Origin of the sequence: Pelomonas parva (assembly GCF_043555835.1) — a bacterium.
In the GTDB taxonomy this organism is placed as follows: domain Bacteria; phylum Pseudomonadota; class Gammaproteobacteria; order Burkholderiales; family Burkholderiaceae_C; genus Pelomonas; species Pelomonas parva.
In genome coordinates, this window is the sequence record NZ_JBIGHV010000010.1 from 89,960 (window position 1) to 111,329 (window position 21,370).

The following is a 21,370-nucleotide window of genomic DNA, read 5'->3' on the forward strand; positions in this document are numbered from 1 at the left end:
GATGAATGGGGCGCGCTGGAGGGTGCCTGACGGTGGTGGACCAGCGGCTACACCGCAGGTTCCGCGCGAAAACCAAATCTTGCTTGATTCGACGCCGAATCAACCAGCGAAAAAATTGCCGTCATGCCACAACTGTCCGCCCCAATTTTCGAGGGCTCGATCGGTTCGCCGACCCAGCGCTTGTGGGAAGACTGCAGGTGATGGCACATCTGCGCCGCCGCCGCCTGAGGATTGCGCGACTTGAGCACCCGCAGAATCGCCTCATGCTCTTCCAGGGCAGCCTGCCAACTGTCCATCGTTTCGGCGCGCATGCTCATCCGCGATGAAATCGGGCTGTGTCGGTCGTCGAACAGCGCCCCGACCATTCCGACCAGCACCGAGTTCCCGCTCTGCTCGGCGATGCTGAGATGAAATCGTCGGTCAGCCTCGACTGGCATACATCCTCTGGCCAGCTCATCCCGCATCTCCCCCAGTGCCTCTTCGACACGAAGCAGCCCCAACGTACTGACGCGAGCGGCAGCGAGCGTGATCACCGCGCTCTCCAGGACAGCTCGCGCTTGCAGCAGTTCCCCGGGGCTGTCACCCAAACCCAACGCGGAGCTGTCGCCGCGCCGGCCAGATGGGCAGACGTAGACGCCCGATCCGCTGCGGATCTCGATGCGTCCCTCCACCTCCAGCGCGATCAGCGCTTCACGAAGGGAGGGGCGCGACACCCCGAGCTGCGAGGCCAGATTGCGCTCACCCGGCAGTCTTGCACCTTCCAGCAGGCCCTCGGCGTCTATCAGCGCCCTGATCCGATCGGCGATCTGCTCGTACAGGCGACGAGTCTCGACCCGCGGGCTGGCCAGCCGGGCGCCAACGGTGAGGTCATTCATGGGTTGAGTCCGGCTGACATGAAGCATTCGCTGGAAGGGCATTGGCGGTGGACGACCGTTGGCTGTCGGGTGCTGGCGTTCGCATCAGAATCATCAAAACCAGCTTCATTCGGCGCCGAATCAATCGACGCAAAAAATTTGGTCATACCATGCAGCAGTCTTAGTCGGAAGATGGGTGAATTGGTCATACCGCTGCGCAATGATATTTAGATCGCCGGTCGAACCAACTAGGGGAAACCCAAGAGCACGTGCACCCCCGTGCAGATCTGGAGCGCCGCCGGCCTCGTGCTGCGAATGAACACCTGCTACTGCGCCTCTCCGGCCGGTGAGCACGCCGCGTCGAAATGCACGGCGGGCACCAATCTTCGCAACCGTGCTGACCGCACAGCCGGTCAGTCCAATGGGCATCAAAACACCTATGACCCGTCGTTTTGTTCGACATCCCCTGCTTGCGGGGGGCGATTGGTCAGGCCTCTAGGTGTTTTCATCGGTAAGACCTCTTCTGTATTTTGGCACACTGGTAATACCAAAACAGGCGCGACTCCCTCCCGGGTCCATAGCCGTTCGATGTGAAACCAGCTGGAGACAACATGCAAAACACTTTCAAGTACGCCCTTGGCGTGGCGCTGATTGCCGCGTCCCAACTCGCCAGCGCCGATGTGGCCGAGGTGAAGATTTCGAACCTGACCTTGTCCGTCCAGAACGGCGGTGGGTGGGCCTACATCCCGTTCGAGGTGGACTGGACGAGCCCCACCGCCGGCACCTCGGCCGCGCTGCTCAATCCCAGTTTCGCCGACGCAGCTGGCGGCTGGCATGGCTATGCCCTGACCAGCTCCGCCATGGACGGCGCCCACATCGCGCAGGCGCAACTGACAGCCAAGACCCCCCAGACCGACATCAACGGCGTGACCGCCTCAGCCAAGGTGGACGTGAACGGCGGCCAGGCTGGTTGGGCATTCGCCAAGGTTTTTGACGGCCAGATCCTGGTCAGCGGCAATGCGACCGTGACGGTCAGCTTCACGCTGGACAGCATCCTCGCGACCGGCAACATGGCGCAGGCCAACGCCTCCATCGAGTTCTGCAGCACCGACTTCGTCACGGACACCTGCGAAGCTGCGAACTACGCGGAAGCCTTTATCGACGCCACCTCGCCCACTTACACCGGCCCGTCCATCCTGACAGCGAGCTGGACCAACCTCAGCAGCGACAACACCTGGGCCAAGATGCGCATCGGCCTGAGCGCGTCCGCCGACTCGTTCACCTCCCCGGTGCCCGAGCCCACCACCATCGCCCTGTGGCTGGCTGGCCTGGCCGGCATCGGCACCATCGCGCGTCGCCGCAAGCTCTAACACTTCGTTTCCGCGGACCGCAGCCGCCCGCAAGGCGCCGCCCGGTCCGGCACAGTCGCGCGGCCTCGCAAGAAGCCGCGCGATTTTGGTCATTTTGCAAATCCAATCGACAAAAGGTGTTCGCCCATGGCCCGCGCCACATCCCTGTTTCACTGGCTGAGCGCCTTGCTGCTGCTGACGCTCGCGCTATCAGCCGGCACCGCGCAGGCCAACGGCCGCGAGCGCTTGTCGCTGGACGCCGGCTGGCTCTTCCATGCCGGCGACGTCAAGACGCCGCCGATCAAAGGCCATGGCGCGAGCTACCACCAGGCCAAGGCCGGTGGAGCGGCCGGAGCGGCCTCGCCGGAGTTCGACGACTCCGGCTGGCGCCGACTGGACCTGCCGCATGACTGGGCCATCGAGAACCCGTTGGACCGCAACGAGAACGCGTCGCAGGGCTACCGCGCCCGCGGCTTCGGCTGGTACCGGCGCTATCTGCAGCTGCCCGAGTCCGACCGCGGCCGGCACATCGAGCTGCAATTCGACGGCATCGCCACGCACAGCACGGTCTGGGTCAACGGCATCGCCGTCAACCGCAACTTCTCCGGCTACAACGGCCGCGCCATCGACATCACGCCTTATGTGCGCTACGGCGAGGACGTGAACAGCATCGCCGTGCGCGTCGACGCCGAGGCCCAGGAGGGCTGGTGGTACGAAGGCGCCGGCATCTACCGCCACGCCTGGCTGGTCAAGCGCGACAGCCTGCACATCGCCACCGACGGCCTGCACGCCAACCCGGTTCAACGCAACGGCCGCTGGCTGCTGCCGGTGGAGGTGCAGGTTCAGAACACCGGCGAGGCGCTGCGCGACGCGGTTGTCGAGCTGCGCGTGACCGGGCCGGACGGCGCGGCCGTCGCTCAAGGGTCGGCGCGCGTGCGCGTGGCCGCCCTCGACAACGCCACCGCCAAGCTGGAGCTGGCCGTGCAGGCGCCCAAGCTGTGGTCGCCAAGTTCGCCCCATCTCTACCAGGTGAAGGCGACGCTGCACCAGGCCGGCAACGGCCCCGTGCGCGAGATCGACGCCACCAGCCTGAAGACGGGTTTCCGCACACTGCGCTTCGATGCCGACAAGGGCTTCTTCCTGAACGGCGAGGCGATGAAGCTGCACGGCGTGTGCATCCACCAGGACCATGCAGGTGTCGGCGTCGCCGTGCCCACGGCCATCTGGGAATTCCGCCTGCGTCGCCTGAAGGAAATGGGCGTCAACGCGGTGCGCTTCTCGCACAACGCCGTAGCGCCCGAGGTCATGGACCTGACCGACCGCCTCGGCCTGCTGGTGATGAACGAGAACCGCAACTTCAACGCCAGCCCCGACTACATCGCCCAGCTGGAATGGCTGGTGCGGCGCGACCGCAACCGGCCCAGCGTCTTCCTGTGGTCGATCTTCAACGAAGAGCCGCTGCAGGGCAGCGAGCAGGGCCGCGAGATCGCCCGCCGCATGGTGGCTGCGGTCAAGAAGCTGGACCCGACGCGCCCGGTCACCGGCGGCATGCACGACGGCATCTTCGCCGAGCGCAATGCGTCGCAGGTGATGGACGTGGTGGGCATCAACTACCAGGCCGGGGGCTATGACCGCTACCACCGCGAGCACCCCAATCGCGCCGTGACCAGCACCGAGGACACCGCCGCCTACATGACGCGCGGCGAATGGAAGAGCGACCGCAAGGCGCAGGTGCTGGGCAGCTACGACGACGAGCCCTCGTCCTGGGGCCAGACCCACCGCGACGGCTGGCGCCGGATCGGCGAGCGCCCCTTCATCGCCGGCTCCTTCGTCTGGAGCGGTTTCGATTACCACGGCGAACCCACGCCCTTCGAGTGGCCGAGCGCCAGCACCTTCTTCGGTGCCATCGACCTCTGCGGCTTCCCCAAGGCGGCCTTCTACATCCGCCAGGCGCACTGGGTGAAGGACCGCACCATCATCAAGGTGCTGCCGCACTGGAACTGGGCCGGCAGTGAAGGCAAGCCGGTGAAGGTCATGGTGGCCAGCAATGCGCCGCGCGTGCGCCTGCTGCTGAACGGCCAGGCCGTCGGCGAGCGGGACGTGGACCGCTACGACATGGTCAGCTTCGACGTGCCGTTCGCGGCCGGCAAGCTGGAGGCTGTGGCGCTGGACGGCACGCGCGAACTGGGCCGCGACGCTGTCGAGACCAGCGGTGAGCCCACCCGCCTCGTGCTGACGCCCGACCGCCAGGCGCTGGCCGGCGACGGCCGCGACGCGCTGCCGGTGACGGTCAGCGCCGTCGACGCACAAGGCCGCCCGGTGCCGACGACGGACCTGCACGTCAAGTTCGAGGTCACGGGCGCCGGCAGCCTGATCGGCGTCGGCAATGGCGACCCGAACTCTCACGAGTCCTCCAAGGCACCGGAGCGCGCGCTGTTCAACGGCCTGGCCCAGGTCATCCTGCAAAGCCGCCGCGACGGCAAGGGCCCGCTGACGCTGCGCGCCAGTGCGCCGGGTGTTCAAGCCGCCGAGCTGGTGCTGGACGTCCAGGCCGCCGCCCAAGTGCCGGCCGTGGCCGCCGTCGAGGCGGTCAACCGTGTCAGCGGCTGGCGCATCTCGCCACCGAAGGCCGAGCGGCCCGACCCCAACCAGGTGCTGGCCGAGAACGACATGAACAGCTGGGGCTGGGGTGACCCGCCCATCAAGCAGGTCGCCGACGCCAACGCCTGGCGCGCCTACCGCGCCTCCATGCGCCTGCGCGCGGACCGCAATGACGGCCGCGGCCGGCTGGTGTTTGGCGAGATCACCGGCCAGGCCGAGATCTGGGTCGACGGTGTCAAGATCGGCGAGAAGATGTCCCCCGCCGCCGCGCCGCTGACCGTGCCCCTGGCTGCCGGCTCCGGCTGGCGCACGCTGACCGTGCTGGTACGCGCCCAGCCCGGCCAACCCTCGGGCCTGACCGGCCGTGTCTGGATGGAGGCTGCCCCACGATGAATTGGTGCAACACGCTGCGCAGCGCCGCCCTGGCGCTGCTGCTGACCACGCTGGGCGCGGCGCAAGCCGCCCGTACCGTCACGCCGCTGGACGGCCCCTGGCGTTTCAATCGCAGCGATGTGCCCGGTGCTGCCGAGCCTGCCTTCGACGACGCGGCCTGGGCCGCCGTGACGCTGCCGCACACCTGGAACGTGCCCGACGGCGAGAGCGGTGGCGGCACTTACCGCGGTGCGGGCTGGTACCGGCGCGTGCTCGACATCCAGCCCGGCGCCGCGCAGCGACGCCTCCTGGAGTTCGACGGCGCGACGCTGGCCGCCGACGTCTGGGTCAACGGTCGCCATGCCGGCCGCCACGAAGGCGGCTATGCGCGCTTCCGGCTGGACGTCACCCCGCTGCTGCAGCCCGGCCGCAACCTGCTGGCCGTGCGCGTGGACAACAGCAAGCTGCCACACGTCGCGCCGCTGGGCGGCGACTTCACCGTCTTCGGCGGGCTGATCCGGCCGGTGCGCCTCGTCGAGACGCCCGCCGCCCACATCGAGCTGCTGGACCATGGCGGCCCCGGCGTGCGCTTTGACATCGACAAGCTGGACGCCGCCAGCGCGCGGCTGAAGGTGCAGGTGCAGTTGCGTAACGACGGCCAGCAGCCCGCCGAGCGCCAGCTGCGCCTGACGCTGCGCGATGCGCAGGGCCGCAGCGTCGCCCAGCAGGTGCGGCAGCTGCACTTGCGCGCCGGCGCGGCCGACACAGCCACCAGCTTCTTGACGCTGACGAAGCCGCGTCTGTGGCAGGGCATCAAGGACCCCTACCTGTACCGCCTCAGCGCCGAGCTGCTGGACGGCCGCCAGGTGGCCGACGCGGTGCAACTGCCCGTGGGCCTGCGCCAGTTCTCGGTCGACCCCGAGCGGGGCTTCCTGCTCAACGGCAAGCCCTACCCGCTTTACGGCGTCAACTATTTCCATGCCGGCCGCCCTGGGCGCGGCGTCGCTGTGGGCCCGGCCGAGATCGACGAGGACCTGCGCATCCTGATGGACATGGGCCTGACCGGCCTGCGGCTGGTGCACTACCAGCATCCGCCCTACACCTACCAGCGGGCGGACGAGCTGGGCCTGGTGCTGTGGACCGAGATCCCGCTGAACTCGGCCATGGAGGAAACGCCCGCCTTCCGCGACAACCTGTATGCCCAGCTGCGCGAGCTGGTGCGGCAGAACCACCACCACGCGTCGGTGGCCGTCTGGGGCATAGGCAACGAGGTCTACCGCGCCGACGAACCCATCCGCGCGCTGCTGGCCGACGTGCATGCGCTGGCCAAGCGGGAAGACCCCTCGCGCCTGACCAGCTACGCCCACTGCTGCGCGCCAGACGACCACCCGATGGCGCTGGTGGCCGACCTGGCCTCCTACAACCGCTACTGGGGCTGGTACGACGGCCAGTTCAAGGACATCGGCGCCTGGGCCGACAAGCTTCACGCCAAGCTGCCGGGCAAGCCCATCGGCCTGGGCGAATACGGCGCCGGCGCCAGCGCCATCCAGCAGGAAGACCCGCCGCGCCGCCCCGAGCCCGGCGGCCGCTGGCACCCGGAGCAATACCAGGCGCTGTTCCACGAGACTTATGCCGCCGAGATCGCCAAGCGGCCGTTCATGTGGGGCACATTCGTCTGGCTGGGTTTCGACCATGCCGCCGGCCGCCACGAGGGCGACACCATCGGCCGCAACGACAAGGGCCTGGTCAACTACGACCGCAGCAAGCTGAAGGACGCCTACCACCTGATGCGCGCCTGGTGGCAGCCCAAACCGGTGCTGCACCTCACCAGCAAGAGACTGGTTAACCGGCCGGCCGGCAAGGTGGACATCAAGGCCTACAGCAATGCGGCCAAGGCGACGCTGGAGGTCAACGGCACCGTCGTGGGCACGGTGAACGTGGTCGACCGCATCGCCGTCTGGCCGCAGGTGGCGCTGGTCGCCGGCCGCGCCACGCTGCAGGTGCGTGACGACCGTGGCAGCACCGACCGCGTGGAATGGCAGATCGACGGCTGCAGCGCCGATGCTTTGGGCACGCAGCGCGTGCTGCAGCTGCCGCGCGAAGGCGCTGCCTACGGCGCCCCGCACGCGCGGCTGCCACTGGGCCCCAAGGAGTTCGTGCTGACCTTCGACGACGGCCCCAGGCCCGGCGCCACCGAGCGCGTGCTGCAGGCGCTGAAGGCCGAATGCGCCAAGGCCAGCTTCTTTGTGAACGGCGAGCCTCTGCACCAGCATGTCGAGCTGGCCCAGCGCGTGAAGTCGGAAGGCCACACGGTGGCCATGCACGGCCACAAGCATTCGGCCTTTGGCACGCTGCCGGCCAAGGAGCAGCTCGCCGACCTGGAGAACATGCAGAAGGCGTATCGCCATGTCATCGGCGGCGAGCCGGCGGCCTGGCGCTTCCCCTTCCTGGCCGAGACGCCGGAGCTGCGCGAGGCGCTGGCCAAGCAGAAGCTGACCGTGCTGTCGGCCGATGTCCACATCGAGGACTGGGTGCAAGGCCAGACGCCCGAGGCCTTGGCCGAACGCCTGCTCAAGGGCCTGCGCGAGAAAGGCGGCGGCATCGTGCTGCTGCACGACGTGCAGGACCAGACCGCCGCCGCGCTGCCGCTGCTTCTGCGCCGTCTCAAGCAGGACGGCTGGCAGCTCGTCCACCTGCAATGGCCCGAGGCCAGGCACTGACTTCCACATCGCCATGACAACCCGTTTGCTGACCAAGTTCACCCCGCTCGCGCTTGCGCTGGCCCTGGCGGCCTGCAGTCAGGCGCCCGTGGCGCCACCCGCCACCACGGCCGCATCCATCGACACGACGGCCATCCAGCTCAACCAGGTCGGCTATCTGCCTGGCGGCGCCAAATGGGCAGTGCTGCGCGACGTGAAGGCGAGTCACTTCACCATCGTCGACGCCGCCACCGGCCGCGAGGCCTTCCGCGGCCCGCTGGGCGCGGCCCAGGCCTGGGAGCCAGCGCAGGAGACGCTGCGCCTGGCCGACTTCTCGGCGCTGCGCGAGCCGGGCCGCTACCGGCTGCAGGTGGATGGGCTGCCGCCGTCCGCGCCCTTCACCGTCGCGGCTGACGCCTATGCGGCCGTCAATGCCGCAGCGCTGAAGTTCTTCTACTTCAACCGCGCCAGCGTCGCGCTGGACCCGGCGCATGCCGGCATCTGGGCGCGCCCCGCCGGCCACCCGGACGACCGCGTGTTCGTCCACGCTTCGGCCGCCGGCCCGGGCCGGGCCGAGGGCACCATCATCTCCGCGCCCAAGGGCTGGTACGACGCCGGCGACTACAACAAGTACATCGTCAACAGCGGCATCACCGTCTACACGCTGCTGGCCGCCTGGGAGCATTTCCCCGCCTTCTTCCAGGCGCAGAACCTCAATATCCCCGAGAGCGGCAACGCCGTGCCCGACGTGCTCGACGAGGTGCTGTGGAACCTGGAATGGATGCTGGCCATGCAGGACCCGGCGGACGGCGGCGTCTATCACAAGCTCACCGACAAGGGCTTCGACGGCATCGTGATGCCGCACCAGGCGAAGAACGACCGCTTCGTCGTCATGAAGGCCACCGCCGCGACACTGGACTTCGCCGCCGTCATGGCCCAGGCAGCGCGCGTGTTCGCGCCGTTCGAGGCGCAGCGGCCGGGCCTGTCGGCGCGCATGCTGGCAGCGTCCAAGCGCGCCTGGGACTGGGCGCAGGCCAACCCCGCCGTCATCTACAAGCAGCCGGCCGACATCCACACCGGCGGCTACGACGACAAGAACGTGTCCGACGAGTTCGCCTGGGCCGCAGCCGAGCTGTTCGCGACGACCCGCGACGAGCGCTACTGGCAGGCCTTCCGCCGCAACGCGCCGCCCATCGAGGTGCCCGGCTGGCCCAACGTCGGCGCACTGGCCTGGACGACGCTGGCCCATCACCGCGACCGGCTGGCTGTGGCCGACCGTCAGTGGGTGCAGGCGCAGATCTTGGCGCTGGCCGAGGGCCATGCCGAGCGCTGGCAGGCCTCGCCTTACCGCGTGGCCATGCAGACCGTGGACTTCCACTGGGGCAGCAATGCCGTCGCGCTGAACCAGGCGCTGATGCTGATCCAGGGCCATCGCCTTGGCGGCGACCGCGCCATGCTGGATGCCGCCCAGGCCGCGCTGGACCTGGTGCTGGGCCGCCACCCCACTGGCTACGCGATGGTGACCGGCTTCGGCACGCGCTCGCCGAAGCATCCGCACCACCGTCCCTCCGGCGCCATGTCGCAACTGCCGCCGGTGCCGGGCATGATCGTCGGCGGGTCCAACCCCAGCAACGGCGACGACTGCAAGACGCCCTACCCGTCCAAGGTGCCGGCCAAGTTCTTCCAGGACGACTTCTGCAGCTACACGACCAACGAGATCGCGATCAACTGGAACGCGCCGCTGATCTATGTGAGCGCGGCACTGCAGGCGCTGACGCCGGCGCCTTGAACCGCCGTGTGGCGCACGCGGTTCCCGGTCCGAGCGCCGGGGGTCGTCAACGCCGCGGCGCTGTCGGGAGCTTGTGACGTATCGTGAAACCGGCGAGCCGGTCACCGGCCCGTGGCGACAACGTCGCCCACTCTCGAACCGACCGGAGACCCTCATGAACGCCATCGCAAACCTGAAGATTGGTGCCCGCCTGATGATCGGTTTCACCGCCGTCATCGCGCTGCTGGTGATGCTGGCGGTCATCGGCGTGACGAAGATCCGCGTCATCAGCGCCGACACGGACATCATCCTGCACGACCGCTTCGTGAACGTGGAACTGGCCCAGACGGTCGAGAACGAGGTGAACAAGCAGCTGCGCGCGCTGCGCACGGCCCTCATCGTGTCCGATGCCGGGCTGGCCGAAAAGGAACTGGCGAAGCTGGACGCGGCGCTGGCCGCCGAGTCGGTCGCCATCGACAAGCTCAAGGGCTCCGTGCACATCGAGCGCGGCCAGGCGGCGCTGAAGCAGCTGCTTGACAGCCGCGCCAGCTTCAAGGCGAAGGAGCAGCAACTGGTGGCCGCAGTGAAGGCCGGCAGCGCCGACGCGGCCCGGGCCCAGTTGGTGTCCGACATCCTGCCGCTGGAAGGCGCCTATCTGACGGCGATCGAGGCGTTCGAGCGATCGCAGGCCGACAGCATGGAGGCGTTCGGCCAGCACGCTGCCGAGCAGAGCCGCAGCGCCCAGCTGCTGATGGAGGTGCTGTCGGTGATCGCCGTCGTGCTGGCCAGCGTCATCGCCCATCTGCTGAAGCGTTCGATCACCGTGCCCATCGCCGAGGCGGTCCGCATCGCCGAGATCGTGGCCGCAGGCGACCTGACCTCGTCCATCGAAATACGCAGCCGCGATGAGACGGGCCAGTTGCTGACGGCGCTCAAGGCCATGAACGAAAGCCTGGTCCGCATCGTCAACGAGGTGCGGCTCAGCAGCGACTCCATCGCCACCGGCTCGCACCAGATCGCGAGCGGCGGCGCCGACCTGTCGCAACGCACCGAGGAGCAGGCTGCCAGCCTGGAGGAGACGGCATCGGCCATGGAAGAGGTGACGACGACCGTGCAGCGCAGCGCCGACTCTGCGCGCAGCGCCACGGCGCTGGCCGCCTCGGCAAGCGCCGTCGCCTCGCAGGGCGGCACGGTCGTGGCCGAAGTCGTCGCCACGATGAGGGAGATCAATGCCAGCTCACGCCGCATTGCCGACATCACCGGCGTCATCGACGGTATCGCGTTCCAGACCAACATCCTGGCCTTGAACGCCGCCGTGGAGGCCGCGCGTGCCGGTGAGCAGGGCCGGGGCTTCGCCGTCGTCGCGGGCGAGGTCCGCACGCTGGCGCAGCGCGCGGCCACAGCGGCCAAGGAGATCAAGGTCCTGGTCGGCGAAAGCGCCAGCCGCGTCGAAGCCGGCTCCCGACTCGTCGAAGGGGCCGGCGGCACCATGGACGAGATCGTGCAGCAGGTTCAGAAGGTGGCCCATCTGATCGCCGAGATCAGCACGGCCACGGAGCAGCAAGGCCTCGGCCTCGGCGAAGTGAACAAGGCGGTGAGCCAGCTCGACCAGGTGACGCAACAGAACGCCGCGCTGGTCGAGGAATCGGCAGCCGCAGCAGACAGCCTCAGCCACCAGGCACGCCGACTGACCGAACTCGTCGGCGCTTTCAAGCTGAAGGGCAGGCACTGACCGTGCAGCCCGCGCCCACGACCAGCCGCACGAAACCAGGTCAGCGGTCTGCTTGAGGTAGTCCTGGGCGTTCACGCATCACTCACATGCCCCTGCGCTTTCTTCACCAGGCGATGCAGGTTGAAGCAGACCGGCTGGCGCACCCAACAGCCGGAGCCGGATTGACACAACGCGGCTTTACGCTGTTCGAACTGGTCCTGACGCTGCTCATCGTCGGCATGCTGGCAGCTGTGGCCTTGCCACGATTTCTACAGGTCTCTGACGAGGCGCGCGTCGCGTCGCTCAACAGCTTGGCTGCTGCGGTGCGCACCGCAGCCACGGCCTGGCGAATGAAGTGCGCCGCCAGGTCCGCTGCAGGCTGCCCGATGAGCGTGGGCGTGTTCAATCTCAACGCGGGCACGCAATCGATTCAGATGTGGAATGGCTGGCCGGATGCCGGGGACTCCATCGGCTCAAACGGCATAGACATCGCAGTGAACGCCCGCGGCTTCGATGTGTCCATTTCGGTCGGCCAGATCACCGCATGGCGCATGGGCTCTGCGCCCGACCCGGCCAACTGCAGCGTGCAGTACCGTGAAGCCGTCTCGGCGGGAACAGAGCCCACGATCACCGTCAAGACATCGGGTTGCTGAGCGGGTGACCGCATTTCAGGCCGGATGCCAACGCGCCGGTGGACAGCCCTTGCTGGCCCGCACACCGGCTTGTCGATCGTCGCTCAGGCCGTCCAGCTCAGCGAGGCGCCTTCGGCCAGCACGGGGCTGCGCTTGCCGTCCACGTCCAGAGCCCAGTCGCGCAGCGCACCTTCGCTGACCTGGGCCGTGTACTGCACGCCCTTGCGGCTGACCGCGCCACGCGCCGCGACGTTGCCGTCCAGACCCACGACCGTGAAGGCCGCACTCGCGCCGTCGGCCAGTTCGAACACGCGCAGCACGGTGCCGCTGGCGTAGTCGTAGTCCGGCTTCTCGGTCTCGGCGCCCCAGGCAATGACGCTGTTGGGGGCTGCGTAAAGCGGCAGGCTCATGAAGTCATGCGTCTCGCGGTGCCAGCAGCCGCCCTGCTTCTTCTCGCCGTTCAGCAGGTGGGTCCACGTGCCTTCGGGGAGGTAGAAGTCCACCTCACCGCTCTCCGTGAACACCGGCGCCACGAGCAACGCTTCGCCGAGCTGGTACTGCCGGTCCAGCGTCGTGCAGGCCGGGTCGTGCGGATGCTCCAGCAGCATCGCGCGCATCAGCGGCACGCCCGTCTCCGTCGCCTCGTGGGCCTTGGCGTAGAGATACGGCATGAGCTGATGCTTGAGCTGCGTGAAGGCGCGCAGCACGTCGCAGCTCTCTTCGTCCACCAGCCATGGCACTCGGTACGAGCTGCTGCCGTGCAGGCGGCTGTGCGAGGACATCAGGCCGAACTGAATCCAGCGCTTGTAGACGGCCGGCGGCGGGTTGCCCTCGAAGCCGCCGATGTCGTGGCTCCAGAAGGCGAAGCCGCAGCTGGTCAGCGACAGGCCGCCTCTGAGGCTCTCGGCCATGGACTCGAAGGTGCTCCAGCAGTCGCCACCCCAGTGCACCGGGAAGCGCTGGCCGCTGGCATAGGTGGAGCGGGCGAAGACGATGGCGTCCCTGCCCTGCACTTCTTCCAGCAGCTCGAACACGGCCTGGTTGTAGTGCAGCGCGTAGAGGTTGTGCATCTCGACGGGGTCGGAGCCGTCGAAGTAGGTCACGCCCTCGCTCGGGATGCGCTCGCCGAAGTCGGTCTTGAAGCAGTCGGCACCCTGGGCCAGCAGGCGGCGCAGGTGGCTTTGGTACCAGGTCTTGGCGGCAGGGTTCGTGAAGTCCACGATGGCCATGCCGGGCTGCCACTGGTCGGTCTGGAACGTCAGGCCGTTCGTGCGCTTGATGAAGTAGCCGTTCTTGACGCCTTCAGCGAACAGCGGCGACTTCTGCGCCACGTAGGGGTTGATCCACAAGCTGATCTTCAAGCCCTTGGCATGCAGGCGCGCCAGCATCGCCTCGGGCTCGGGGAAGCCGCGCGGGTCCCAGGCGAAGTCGCACCACTGGAACTCGCGCATCCAGAAGCAGTCGAAGTGGAAGACGGCCAGCGGCAGGTCGCGGCGCTTCATCTCGTCGATGAAGTGGGTGGCCGTCGCCTCGTCGTATTGCGTCGTGAACGAGGTCGTCATCCACAGGCCGAAGCTCCAGGCCGGCGGCAGCGGCGAGCGGCCTGTCAGCGCTGTCAGCCGGCCGACAACTTCCTTGGGCGTGGGGCCGGCAATGACGCAGTAGTCGAGGCTCTCGCCCTCGCGGCTGAACTGCACGCGCGCGACCTTCTCCGAGCCGATCTCGAAGGACACCGGGCCGGCCTCGTTGACGAGCACGCCGTAGCCGCGGTTGGTCAGGTAGAACGGCACGTTCTTGTAGGCCTGCTCGCAGGCCGTGCCGCCGTCCTTGTTGATGTTCTCGACGATCTGGCCGTTCTTGACCCAGGGCGTGAAGCGCTCGCCCAGGCCGTAGACGTTCTCGCCGACGGCCAGCGAGAGCTGATCGTGGACGTAGTTGCCCTTGCCCGCGTACTGGATGTAGCCCAGGCCGCGCCAGTCGCTCTTGGTCAGGATGCGGTCGCCTTCGCGGAACGTCAGGCTCCAGCCATCGCCCTTCTTGACGTCGACCGAGATCGCGCCGGAGGTCAGCGTGGCCTTGGTCTCGCCGTCGACGATCTGCACGGGGCACTTGCCTGCGCCGACCATCGGAATGTGCAGGCGCGGCGGCTGGGAAGCGGTGTAGTGCTCCACGCTGACGCGAATGACGCCGGGCAGCGGCGAGCTGAGCGTCACGGTCAGCGTGGGGCCTTGCAGCGTGTCGCCGCGGTGCTTGATGGGCCGGGTCGTGGCGAGCACGACGAGGCGGTCTTCGTGGACTTCGATCGCGTAGGCCTCGGCCGCGTAGTGCGCGGCGACGCCCGGCTGAAGCATCCACTGTCCGTCAGTGAACTTCATGAGGTGGTTCCTTGTTGTCTGCGGATGGCCGGCGACGGCCCTCCGGTCTGCGGGCCGCTGGACAGCCGAAGGCCTCAGCGGCGTGCCGGCGCTGCGGCAGCGAGTGCCATCTTCGTTGGTGTAAACGAGGAGCACCAACTGTCTTCCCCCTATTTACTTGGTGCATCGCCCAAACTATTATTGGTCTTACCAAATGAAAATTTGGAGAAGAGGTCCGACCAGCAATCGCGCTCGGCGCAACCGGGCAGCAACACGGCAACCTCTGGAAACGCGAGCAATCCGGCCGCACCGATCCATCCCTCAACCTGGACACCGGGGAGACAACCACTTGCAGGCCGAAGCCGTCGGAAGCCAGCAACTGCTCAAAGGCATCCATCGCATGGCCTTGGTGCGGCAGCTCTTTGCCAAGCCGGGCCTGTCGCGGGCGGACTTGGCGAGCACGGTGGGCCTGACAAAGTCCACCGTCGGGCTGCTGGTGCGCGAGTTGATCGCCGAGGGCTGGCTGGTCGAGCGCGAGATCGTCGCGACCGGTGACATGGGTCGCCGCCCCACGCCGCTGTTCATCGACTCGCGGCGCCTGCTGCTGATCGGCGCCGAAGTGGGCACCGAGTCGGTCCGCGTGCTGGCGACCTCGCTGACAGGCGAGCTGCGCGCCTGCACCGACGAACGCTACGGCTCCACCCGCACCGCTGCCGCCTGCATCGACCTACTGGCCGCCGCCCTGCTGAAGACCCTCGCGCGTCTGGACGCGCGCCAGGAGGTGTTGGGCATCGGCATCGGCCTGCCCGGCGGTGTGGACGAGGCGCGCGGCCTGCTGCACTTCGCCCCCAACCTCGGCTGGCGCGAAGTGCCCTTCGCTTCGCTGCTCACTGCCAAGCTCGCCGGCTCCGGGCTGGAAGCCGTGCCGCTGTACTTTCAGAACGAGGCCGCCGTAGCGGCTGTCGGCGAGATGGAGTTCAACCCCGTGCCGGCCTGCGACCCACTGCTCTACGTGTCCATCGGCCAGGGCCTGGGGGCCGGCGTCATCGTCGGCGAACGCCTGCTGACGGGCAACCGCGGCTTTGCCGGCGAGGTCGGGCACACCGTGCTGCAACTGGGGGGGCCGCGCTGCTCCTGCGGCCGCGAGGGCTGCGCAGAGGCGCTGATCGCGATGCCCGCGATGTCCGGCTCGCTGACGCAGGTGCGCGCCCGGCTGGCCGCTGCAGACGCCGCGACGCTGAGCGCCGTCACCTCAGCCGGTCTCTACCTGGGCATCCTGCTGCACAACCTGTCCACCGCCTACGACCCCGGCTGCATCGTGTTGGGCGGCGCCGTCGTCGAGCTGGGCGAGCCGCTGCTGAGGCCGGCGCTGGCCACGTTGAACGACTACGCGACGGCGGCCGGCCTTGCGCCACCCAACGTGCGAACCGCCCGTTTCGGCGCCGACGCCGTGGCCCTTGGCGCTGCCGCGCTGGCCCGCTACCGCCTGACCCGCCCCGCACTGCAACTGGCGGACGGCGCGGTCACCCCCCAAGACGCAATGACCAACGAGGAAGTCCTCTGATGCATCTCGGTATCGACCTCGGCACCTCCGAAGTCAAGCTGCTGTTGCTGGACGGCAGCGGCCGCATCGTCGGCACGGCCGGCGCGCCGCTGACGCTGTCCAGCCCCGAGCCGCTTTGGAGTGAGCAAAACCCCGCCGACTGGTGGCGCGCCACCGGCACCGCCATTGCGCAGTTGCGCGCGGCGCACCCGGGGCCGTTCGCCGCCGTGCGCGGCATTGGCCTGTCGGGCCAGATGCACGGCGCTGTGCTGCTGGGTGCGGACGACAAGCTGTTGCGGCCTGCCATCCTGTGGAACGACGGCCGCAGCCATGCCGAATGCGCGGAGCTGGAAGCCGCAACACCCGCCCTGCACGACATCGCCGGCAACCTCGCCATGCCAGGCTTCACCGCGCCCAAGCTGCTCTGGGTCAGGAAGCACGAGCCCGAGATATTCGCCCAGATCAGCAGCGTGCTGCTGCCCAAGGACTGGCTGCGCCTGCAGCTGACCGGCGACAAGGTCTCGGAGCCGTCCGACGCGGCAGGCACCTTGTGGCTGGACGTGGCACGCCGCGACTGGTCGGAAGAACTGCTGGCCGCCTGCGGCCTGACGCGGGCGCAGATGCCCTGGCTGGTCGAAAGCACCGAGCCCAGCGGCGTGCTGCGGCCCGAACTCGCCCGGACCTGGGGCCTGGGCGCGGATGTGATCGTCGCAGGCGGCGCGGGCGACAACGCGGCCAGCGCCATCGGCATCGGCGCCACGCAACCGGGCGACGGCTTCATCTCGCTGGGCACCTCGGGCGTGCTGTTTGTCGTCAACGACCGCTACCGGCCCAACCCGGCTTCGGCCGTGCACGCCTTCTGCCACGCGCTGCCGCAACGCTGGCATCAGATGAGCGTGATGCTGTCGGCCGCGAGCTGCCTGCGCTGGTTCTGCAACCTCGTCGGTGCCGATGAGGCCACGTTGCTGGCCGAGCTGGAGTCCAAGGGCAGCACCGCCGACGCGCCAACCTTCCTGCCCTACCTCGCGGGCGAGCGCACGCCGCACAACGACCCATTTGCACCGGGCCTCTTCCACGGCCTGAAGGCCCAGACCCACCGCGTCGACTGCACCTACGCCGTGCTCGAGGGCGTGACCTTCGGCCTGGCCGATGGCCTGGACGCCTTGCGCGCTGCGGGCACCGAGGTCAAGCAGCTCTCCCTCGTCGGCGGCGGCTCGCGCAGCCCCTACTGGGCACAGCAGATCGCCGACGCGCTGAACGTCGAGATCGTCATCCACACCGGCAGCGAAGCCGGCGGCGCGCTCGGCGCGGCCCGCCTGGGCTGGCTCGCCAGCGGCGGCACGGTCGACGCCATCTGCAAGCGCCCGGACATAGCCGCCCGCTTCACACCCAACCCCGAACGCCATGCTCGCCTGGCCCCGCGCCTGGCACGCTTTCGTGACCTCTATAGCCGCCTACGCGGCGCCTAACTTTTTACCTGCAGAGCCATGAGCAGCTACTTCAACCACATCCAGCCCATCCAATTCGAGGGCGCCTACAGCCCCAACGACCTGGCCTTCAAGCACTACGACAAGGACCGCGTCGTCCTGGGCCGGCGCATGGAAGACCACCTGCGCTTTGCCGTCTGCTACTGGCACAACTTCGTCTGGACCGGCCTGGACCCGTTCGGCGGCGCGACCTTCGAGCGCCCCTGGTTCCAGGGCGGCAGCGCTATGGAACTCGCCAAGCTGAAGGCCGATGCGGCCTTCGAGTTCTTCACCAAGCTGGGCGCGCCCTACTACTGCTTCCATGACCGCGACGTGGCCCCCGAGGGCGCAACGCCGCGCGAAAGCCAGGACAACTTCAAGCGCATCGTCGACGTGCTGGGCGAGAAGCAGCAGGCCACGGGCCTCAAGCTGCTGTGGGGCACGGCCAACCTGTTCAGCCACCGCCGCTTCATGTCGGGCGCGGCCAGCAACCCCGACCCCGAGATCTTCAAGATGGCCGCGCTGCAGGTGCGCGACGCGATGGACGCCACGCTCAAACTGGGCGGCGAAAACTATGTGCTCTGGGGTGGCCGCGAGGGCTACGAGACGCTGCTGAACACGCGCCTGGGCCAGGAGATGGACCAGCTGGGCCGCTTCCTGAACATGGTCGTGGAATACAAGCACAAGATCGGCTTCAAGGGCGCCATCCTCATCGAGCCCAAGCCGCGCGAGCCGTCCAAGCACCAGTACGACTTCGACACCGCGACCGTCTACGGCTTCCTGGTCCGCTACGGCCTGGAGAAGGAGGTCAAGGTCAACATCGAGGCCAACCACGCCACGCTGTCGGGCCACAGCTTCGAGCACGAGATCGCCACCGCCGGCGCCCTCGGCATCCTTGGCAGCCTGGACATGAACCGCGGTGACCCGCAGCTGGGCTGGGACACCGACCAGTTCCCCAACAACGTGCCCGAGACGGCCATCGCGCTGTACGAGGTGCTCAAGGCCGGCGGCCTGGGATCGGGCGGCCTGAACTTCGACGCCAAGGTGCGCCGCCAGTCCATCGATGCCGAAGACCTCTTCCACGGCCACATCGGCGGCATGGATGTCTGCGCGCAAGGCCTGCTGATCGCCGAGAAGATGATCAAAGACGGTCGCCTCAAGGCCGCAGTCGACAGCCGCTACGCCGGCTGGGACGCGCCTGCCGGGCAGGAGATTCTCAACGGCCGCCACACGCTCTCGGAGCTGGCCGACGAGGTGCTGGCCAGGAACACGGACGTGGTACCCGTCTCGGGCCGCCAGGAAGTGCTGGAGAACCTCGTCAACCGCTTCTGCGCCTGACATCTGAGGCGAACCTCACGGCGCCCCCGATGAAGAAGACCTCCCTGATCGCGGTCCTGCTTGCCGCAATGCTGGCGGCTCCCGTCAGCACTGCTGCACCCTCCCGCGTCGTGCAGCGCGACGGCCACCATGCCTTGCTCGTCGACGGCAATCCCTTCCTGATGCTTGGCGCCCAGGCGCACAACTCCAGCAACTTCCCGGCGGCCCTCGGCGAGGTCTGGGCCGCCGCCCGGGACATGCAGGCCAACATCGTGCTGATGCCGGTGACCTGGGAGCAGGCCGAGCCGATGGAGGGCAAGTTCGAATTCAGCTTCGTCGACACGCTGGTCAAGGAGGCGCACCAGAACAAGCAACGCCTGGTGCTGTTGTGGTTCGCGACCTGGAAGAACACCAGTGCCGCCTACACGCCCGCCTGGGTCAAGCCAAAGCCCAAGCGCTTCCCCGCCATGCTGGACAAGACGTCCAACTCCGAGGCGATCCAGGCCAGCATGCGCCTGTTACAGCGCAAGCACAACGCGCCGTGGATTCCCGAGATCGGCAACGCCGAAGGCTATGTGCGCTGGATCTACCCGGCCCTGGGCCGTGGCGCCATCGGCATCGCGCCCTTCAGCCTGGACTACTTCAACTACAGCAGCTACCCGCTGGGCGCCAAGCGCACCGACACGGCCATGGGCGAGCCCTTCGCCCGCGTCTTCGGCGCCTTCCAGCCCATCCAGCGCCAGTGGGCGCAATCGGCCTTAGAGGGCAGCGACCGCAAGCCGCAGTCGCTGGAACTGCCCGGCGGCTGGGTCGCCAAGCTGAGCTACCGCCAAATGCAAGTCGGCGAACTCGCCTGGGACAGCAAGGACGAACGCCTGGCCGGCACGGAGCAGCCCGGGGGCGGCGTGGCCATCGCTCAGGTCGGTGAAGACGAATTCCTCATCGTCGGCCAGCGCACCCGCGCGCGCATGGAGGGCGCGCCGGGCGCCAGCGGCTTCATGCTGCATGCCGAGGAAGGCCGCTTCGACGACAAGAGCCGCAGGCGGCGGGAGTACGTCTGGAACGGCGACCAGGTCAAGCGCGGCCTGAACCCGACGGCCGAGCCCGTGATGCTCAAGGTCACGATGGCGCGCGCGCTGAAGCCATGTTGCTACGGCTCCAACTCAACGAGCTCAGGACCGGCATGAACGACCCTCGCCTCTGCGTTTCCGACTTCATCCGCGGCGTCAGCGCCACGGCCCCACACATCAAGGGCGACTACGCCGCCGACAGCCCCACCGTGACCTACGCCAGCCCCTTCCCCGCCGACTTCATCTTCGGCGTCGCCGCCGCCGCCCCGCAGATCGAGGGCGCCGCCTTCACCGACGGCAAGGGCGAATCCATCTGGGACCGCTTCTGCCGCACGCCCGGCAAGGTGCACGACGGCGACACGCTCGACGAGGCCTGTGACCACTACAACCGCTTCGACGACGACTTCGCGCTGATGGCCTCGCTGGGCCTGAACTACTACCGCCTGTCCATCGCCTGGCCGCGCATCTACCCGAACGGCGACGGCGAGCTGAACCAGGCCGGGCTGGACTTCTATCACCGCCTCTTTGCCAGCATGAAGAAGCACGGCATCCAGCCCTGGGTGACGATGTTCCATTGGGACCTGCCGCAGTCGCTGGAAGACCGCGGCGGCTGGACCTCGCGCGTCACCGTCGACGCCTTCGCGCGCTACGCCGACACCATCGTCAAGGCCTTCGCCGGCGAGGTGAAGCACTGGATCACGATGAACGAGATCCGCTGCTTCACGCAGCTGGCCTACGGTTACGGCACCAAGGCGCCGGGCCGCACCGAGAGCGCGCAGGTCGTCAACCAGACCTTCCACCACGCGCTGCTGTGCCACGGCCATGGCGTGCGCGCCGTGCGCGAATTTGGCGGCGCGGGCGCGGTCGTTGGCCTGACCGACAACCTCGACGTCAGCATCCCCGTCACCGAGACGCCGGCCGACATCGCCGCCGCCAAGGCCTGGTTCCTGCAGATGAACGCCCATGTGCTGGGCGCCATGCACGCCGGCGAATACCCGGCCGACTACCTGGCCCGCGTGGGCGCCGATGCGCCTTCAGTGCTGCCCGGTGACTTCGACCTCATCAGCCTGCCCACCGACCACCTGGGCTTGAACATCTACACCGGCACCTATGTGCGCGCCGGCAAGGACGCTGATACGGGGAAGGCCTTCGAGGCCTTGCCGCCGCCCATCAACTACCCGCGCGCCGACAGCCCCTGGCTGCGCCTGGTGCCGCAGTCCATCTACTGGGCCACGCGCTTCGCGGCGGAGTGCTACGGCCACCAGGCCCTCTACATCACCGAGAACGGCTGCGGCTACAACGACGAGCCGGTCGTGGACGGCGAGGTGCTGGACCTGCACCGCCGCGACTTCCTGCGCAACCACCTGCGCGAGGCCCACCGCGCCATCGGCGACGGCGTGCCGCTGAAGGGCTACTTCCTGTGGTCCTTCATCGACAACTACGAGTGGGAAGACGGCTACCAGCGCCGCTTCGGCATCGTGCACTGCGACTACGCGACGCAGGCACGCACGCCCAAGCTGTCCTCGCTCTACTACGCAGCCGTCGTCCGTGAGCGTCGCATCCTCTGACATGAAACGGGCCCGACCAAGCCGCCTATATTCCCTCGCGCCGCAGCGGGCCTCCGCCCCATATGC

Annotated in this window: 13 protein-coding genes; 11 read left to right on the plus strand and 2 right to left on the minus strand. The window is 68.2% G+C overall.

Annotated features, from left to right (window positions below):
- Positions 1-47: 47 nt before the first annotated feature.
- Entirely contained in the window at positions 48-875 is an 828-nt protein-coding gene (locus tag ACG00Y_RS23560; protein WP_394483164.1) for a FadR/GntR family transcriptional regulator, read from the minus strand.
- 590 nt (positions 876-1,465) lie between these two features.
- Here ACG00Y_RS23560 and ACG00Y_RS23565 point away from each other — a divergent pair.
- From ACG00Y_RS23565 to ACG00Y_RS23590, 6 genes are all read left to right on the plus strand, one after another.
- On the plus strand, positions 1,466-2,224 hold the full coding sequence (locus ACG00Y_RS23565) for a PEP-CTERM sorting domain-containing protein (protein WP_394483165.1): 759 nt from the start codon (positions 1,466-1,468) through the stop codon (positions 2,222-2,224).
- 126 nt (positions 2,225-2,350) lie between these two features.
- Positions 2,351-5,197, plus strand: coding sequence for a beta-galactosidase GalA (gene galA, locus ACG00Y_RS23570; RefSeq protein ID WP_394483166.1), 2,847 nt, complete (start codon positions 2,351-2,353; stop codon positions 5,195-5,197).
- Positions 5,194-7,896, plus strand: coding sequence for a polysaccharide deacetylase family protein (locus ACG00Y_RS23575; protein ID WP_394483167.1), 2,703 nt, complete (start codon positions 5,194-5,196; stop codon positions 7,894-7,896). The genes galA and ACG00Y_RS23575 overlap by 4 nt, the downstream gene beginning before the upstream one ends.
- 13 nt (positions 7,897-7,909) lie before the next feature.
- The gene (locus ACG00Y_RS23580) at positions 7,910-9,664 is read left to right on the plus strand and encodes a glycoside hydrolase family 9 protein (protein WP_394483169.1); all 1,755 of its coding nucleotides are present in this window, start codon (positions 7,910-7,912) and stop codon (positions 9,662-9,664) included.
- Between the two features lie 154 nt (positions 9,665-9,818).
- Complete coding sequence (locus tag ACG00Y_RS23585) at positions 9,819-11,375, plus strand: methyl-accepting chemotaxis protein (RefSeq protein ID WP_394483171.1); 1,557 nt, start codon at positions 9,819-9,821, stop codon at positions 11,373-11,375.
- An 86-nt stretch (positions 11,376-11,461) separates the two neighbouring features.
- Positions 11,462-12,007, plus strand: coding sequence for a type II secretion system protein (locus ACG00Y_RS23590; protein ID WP_394483173.1), 546 nt, complete (start codon positions 11,462-11,464; stop codon positions 12,005-12,007).
- 83 nt (positions 12,008-12,090) lie between these two features.
- On the opposite strand, the gene yicI is transcribed toward ACG00Y_RS23590, so the two are convergent.
- Positions 12,091-14,361 carry an alpha-xylosidase gene (gene yicI, locus ACG00Y_RS23595; protein WP_394483175.1) on the minus strand — a complete coding sequence of 757 codons (2,271 nt, stop codon included), beginning with the start codon at positions 14,359-14,361 and terminating at the stop codon, positions 12,091-12,093.
- 328 nt (positions 14,362-14,689) lie between these two features.
- Between yicI and ACG00Y_RS23600 the strand changes: the two genes are divergently transcribed.
- Genes ACG00Y_RS23600 through ACG00Y_RS23620 form a run of 5 tightly spaced genes read left to right on the plus strand, consistent with a single transcriptional unit; the run spans position 14,690 to position 21,304 of the window.
- Positions 14,690-15,904 carry an ROK family transcriptional regulator gene (locus tag ACG00Y_RS23600; RefSeq protein ID WP_394483177.1) on the plus strand — a complete coding sequence of 405 codons (1,215 nt, stop codon included), beginning with the start codon at positions 14,690-14,692 and terminating at the stop codon, positions 15,902-15,904.
- Entirely contained in the window at positions 15,904-17,352 is a 1,449-nt protein-coding gene (gene xylB / locus ACG00Y_RS23605) for a xylulokinase (RefSeq protein ID WP_394483179.1), read from the plus strand. Before ACG00Y_RS23600 ends, xylB begins: the two co-directional genes overlap by 1 nt.
- An 18-nt stretch (positions 17,353-17,370) precedes the next feature.
- Positions 17,371-18,687, plus strand: a complete 1,317-nt coding sequence (gene xylA / locus ACG00Y_RS23610; protein ID WP_394483181.1) for a xylose isomerase — start codon at positions 17,371-17,373, stop codon at positions 18,685-18,687.
- A gap of 29 nt (positions 18,688-18,716) precedes the next feature.
- The gene (locus tag ACG00Y_RS23615; protein WP_394483183.1) at positions 18,717-19,853 is read left to right on the plus strand and encodes a DUF5597 domain-containing protein; all 1,137 of its coding nucleotides are present in this window, start codon (positions 18,717-18,719) and stop codon (positions 19,851-19,853) included.
- Positions 19,850-21,304: a GH1 family beta-glucosidase gene (locus ACG00Y_RS23620; protein ID WP_394483184.1), complete on the plus strand. Its 1,455-nt coding sequence runs from the start codon at positions 19,850-19,852 to the stop codon at positions 21,302-21,304. The genes ACG00Y_RS23615 and ACG00Y_RS23620 overlap by 4 nt, the downstream gene beginning before the upstream one ends.
- The last annotated feature ends 66 nt before the right edge of the window (positions 21,305-21,370 follow it).

Coding starts and splice junctions, on each gene's coding strand:
- ACG00Y_RS23560 (WP_394483164.1), bottom strand. CDS start 875: ATGAATGACCTCACCGTTGGCGCCCGGCTGGCCAGCCCGCGGGTCGAG.
- ACG00Y_RS23565 (WP_394483165.1), top strand. CDS start 1,466: ATGCAAAACACTTTCAAGTACGCCCTTGGCGTGGCGCTGATTGCCGCG.
- galA (WP_394483166.1), top strand. CDS start 2,351: ATGGCCCGCGCCACATCCCTGTTTCACTGGCTGAGCGCCTTGCTGCTG.
- ACG00Y_RS23575 (WP_394483167.1), top strand. CDS start 5,194: ATGAATTGGTGCAACACGCTGCGCAGCGCCGCCCTGGCGCTGCTGCTG.
- ACG00Y_RS23580 (WP_394483169.1), top strand. CDS start 7,910: ATGACAACCCGTTTGCTGACCAAGTTCACCCCGCTCGCGCTTGCGCTG.
- ACG00Y_RS23585 (WP_394483171.1), top strand. CDS start 9,819: ATGAACGCCATCGCAAACCTGAAGATTGGTGCCCGCCTGATGATCGGT.
- ACG00Y_RS23590 (WP_394483173.1), top strand. CDS start 11,462: ATGCCCCTGCGCTTTCTTCACCAGGCGATGCAGGTTGAAGCAGACCGG.
- yicI (WP_394483175.1), bottom strand. CDS start 14,361: ATGAAGTTCACTGACGGACAGTGGATGCTTCAGCCGGGCGTCGCCGCG.
- xylB (WP_394483179.1), top strand. CDS start 15,904: ATGCATCTCGGTATCGACCTCGGCACCTCCGAAGTCAAGCTGCTGTTG.
- xylA (WP_394483181.1), top strand. CDS start 17,371: ATGAGCAGCTACTTCAACCACATCCAGCCCATCCAATTCGAGGGCGCC.
- ACG00Y_RS23615 (WP_394483183.1), top strand. CDS start 18,717: ATGAAGAAGACCTCCCTGATCGCGGTCCTGCTTGCCGCAATGCTGGCG.
- ACG00Y_RS23620 (WP_394483184.1), top strand. CDS start 19,850: ATGAACGACCCTCGCCTCTGCGTTTCCGACTTCATCCGCGGCGTCAGC.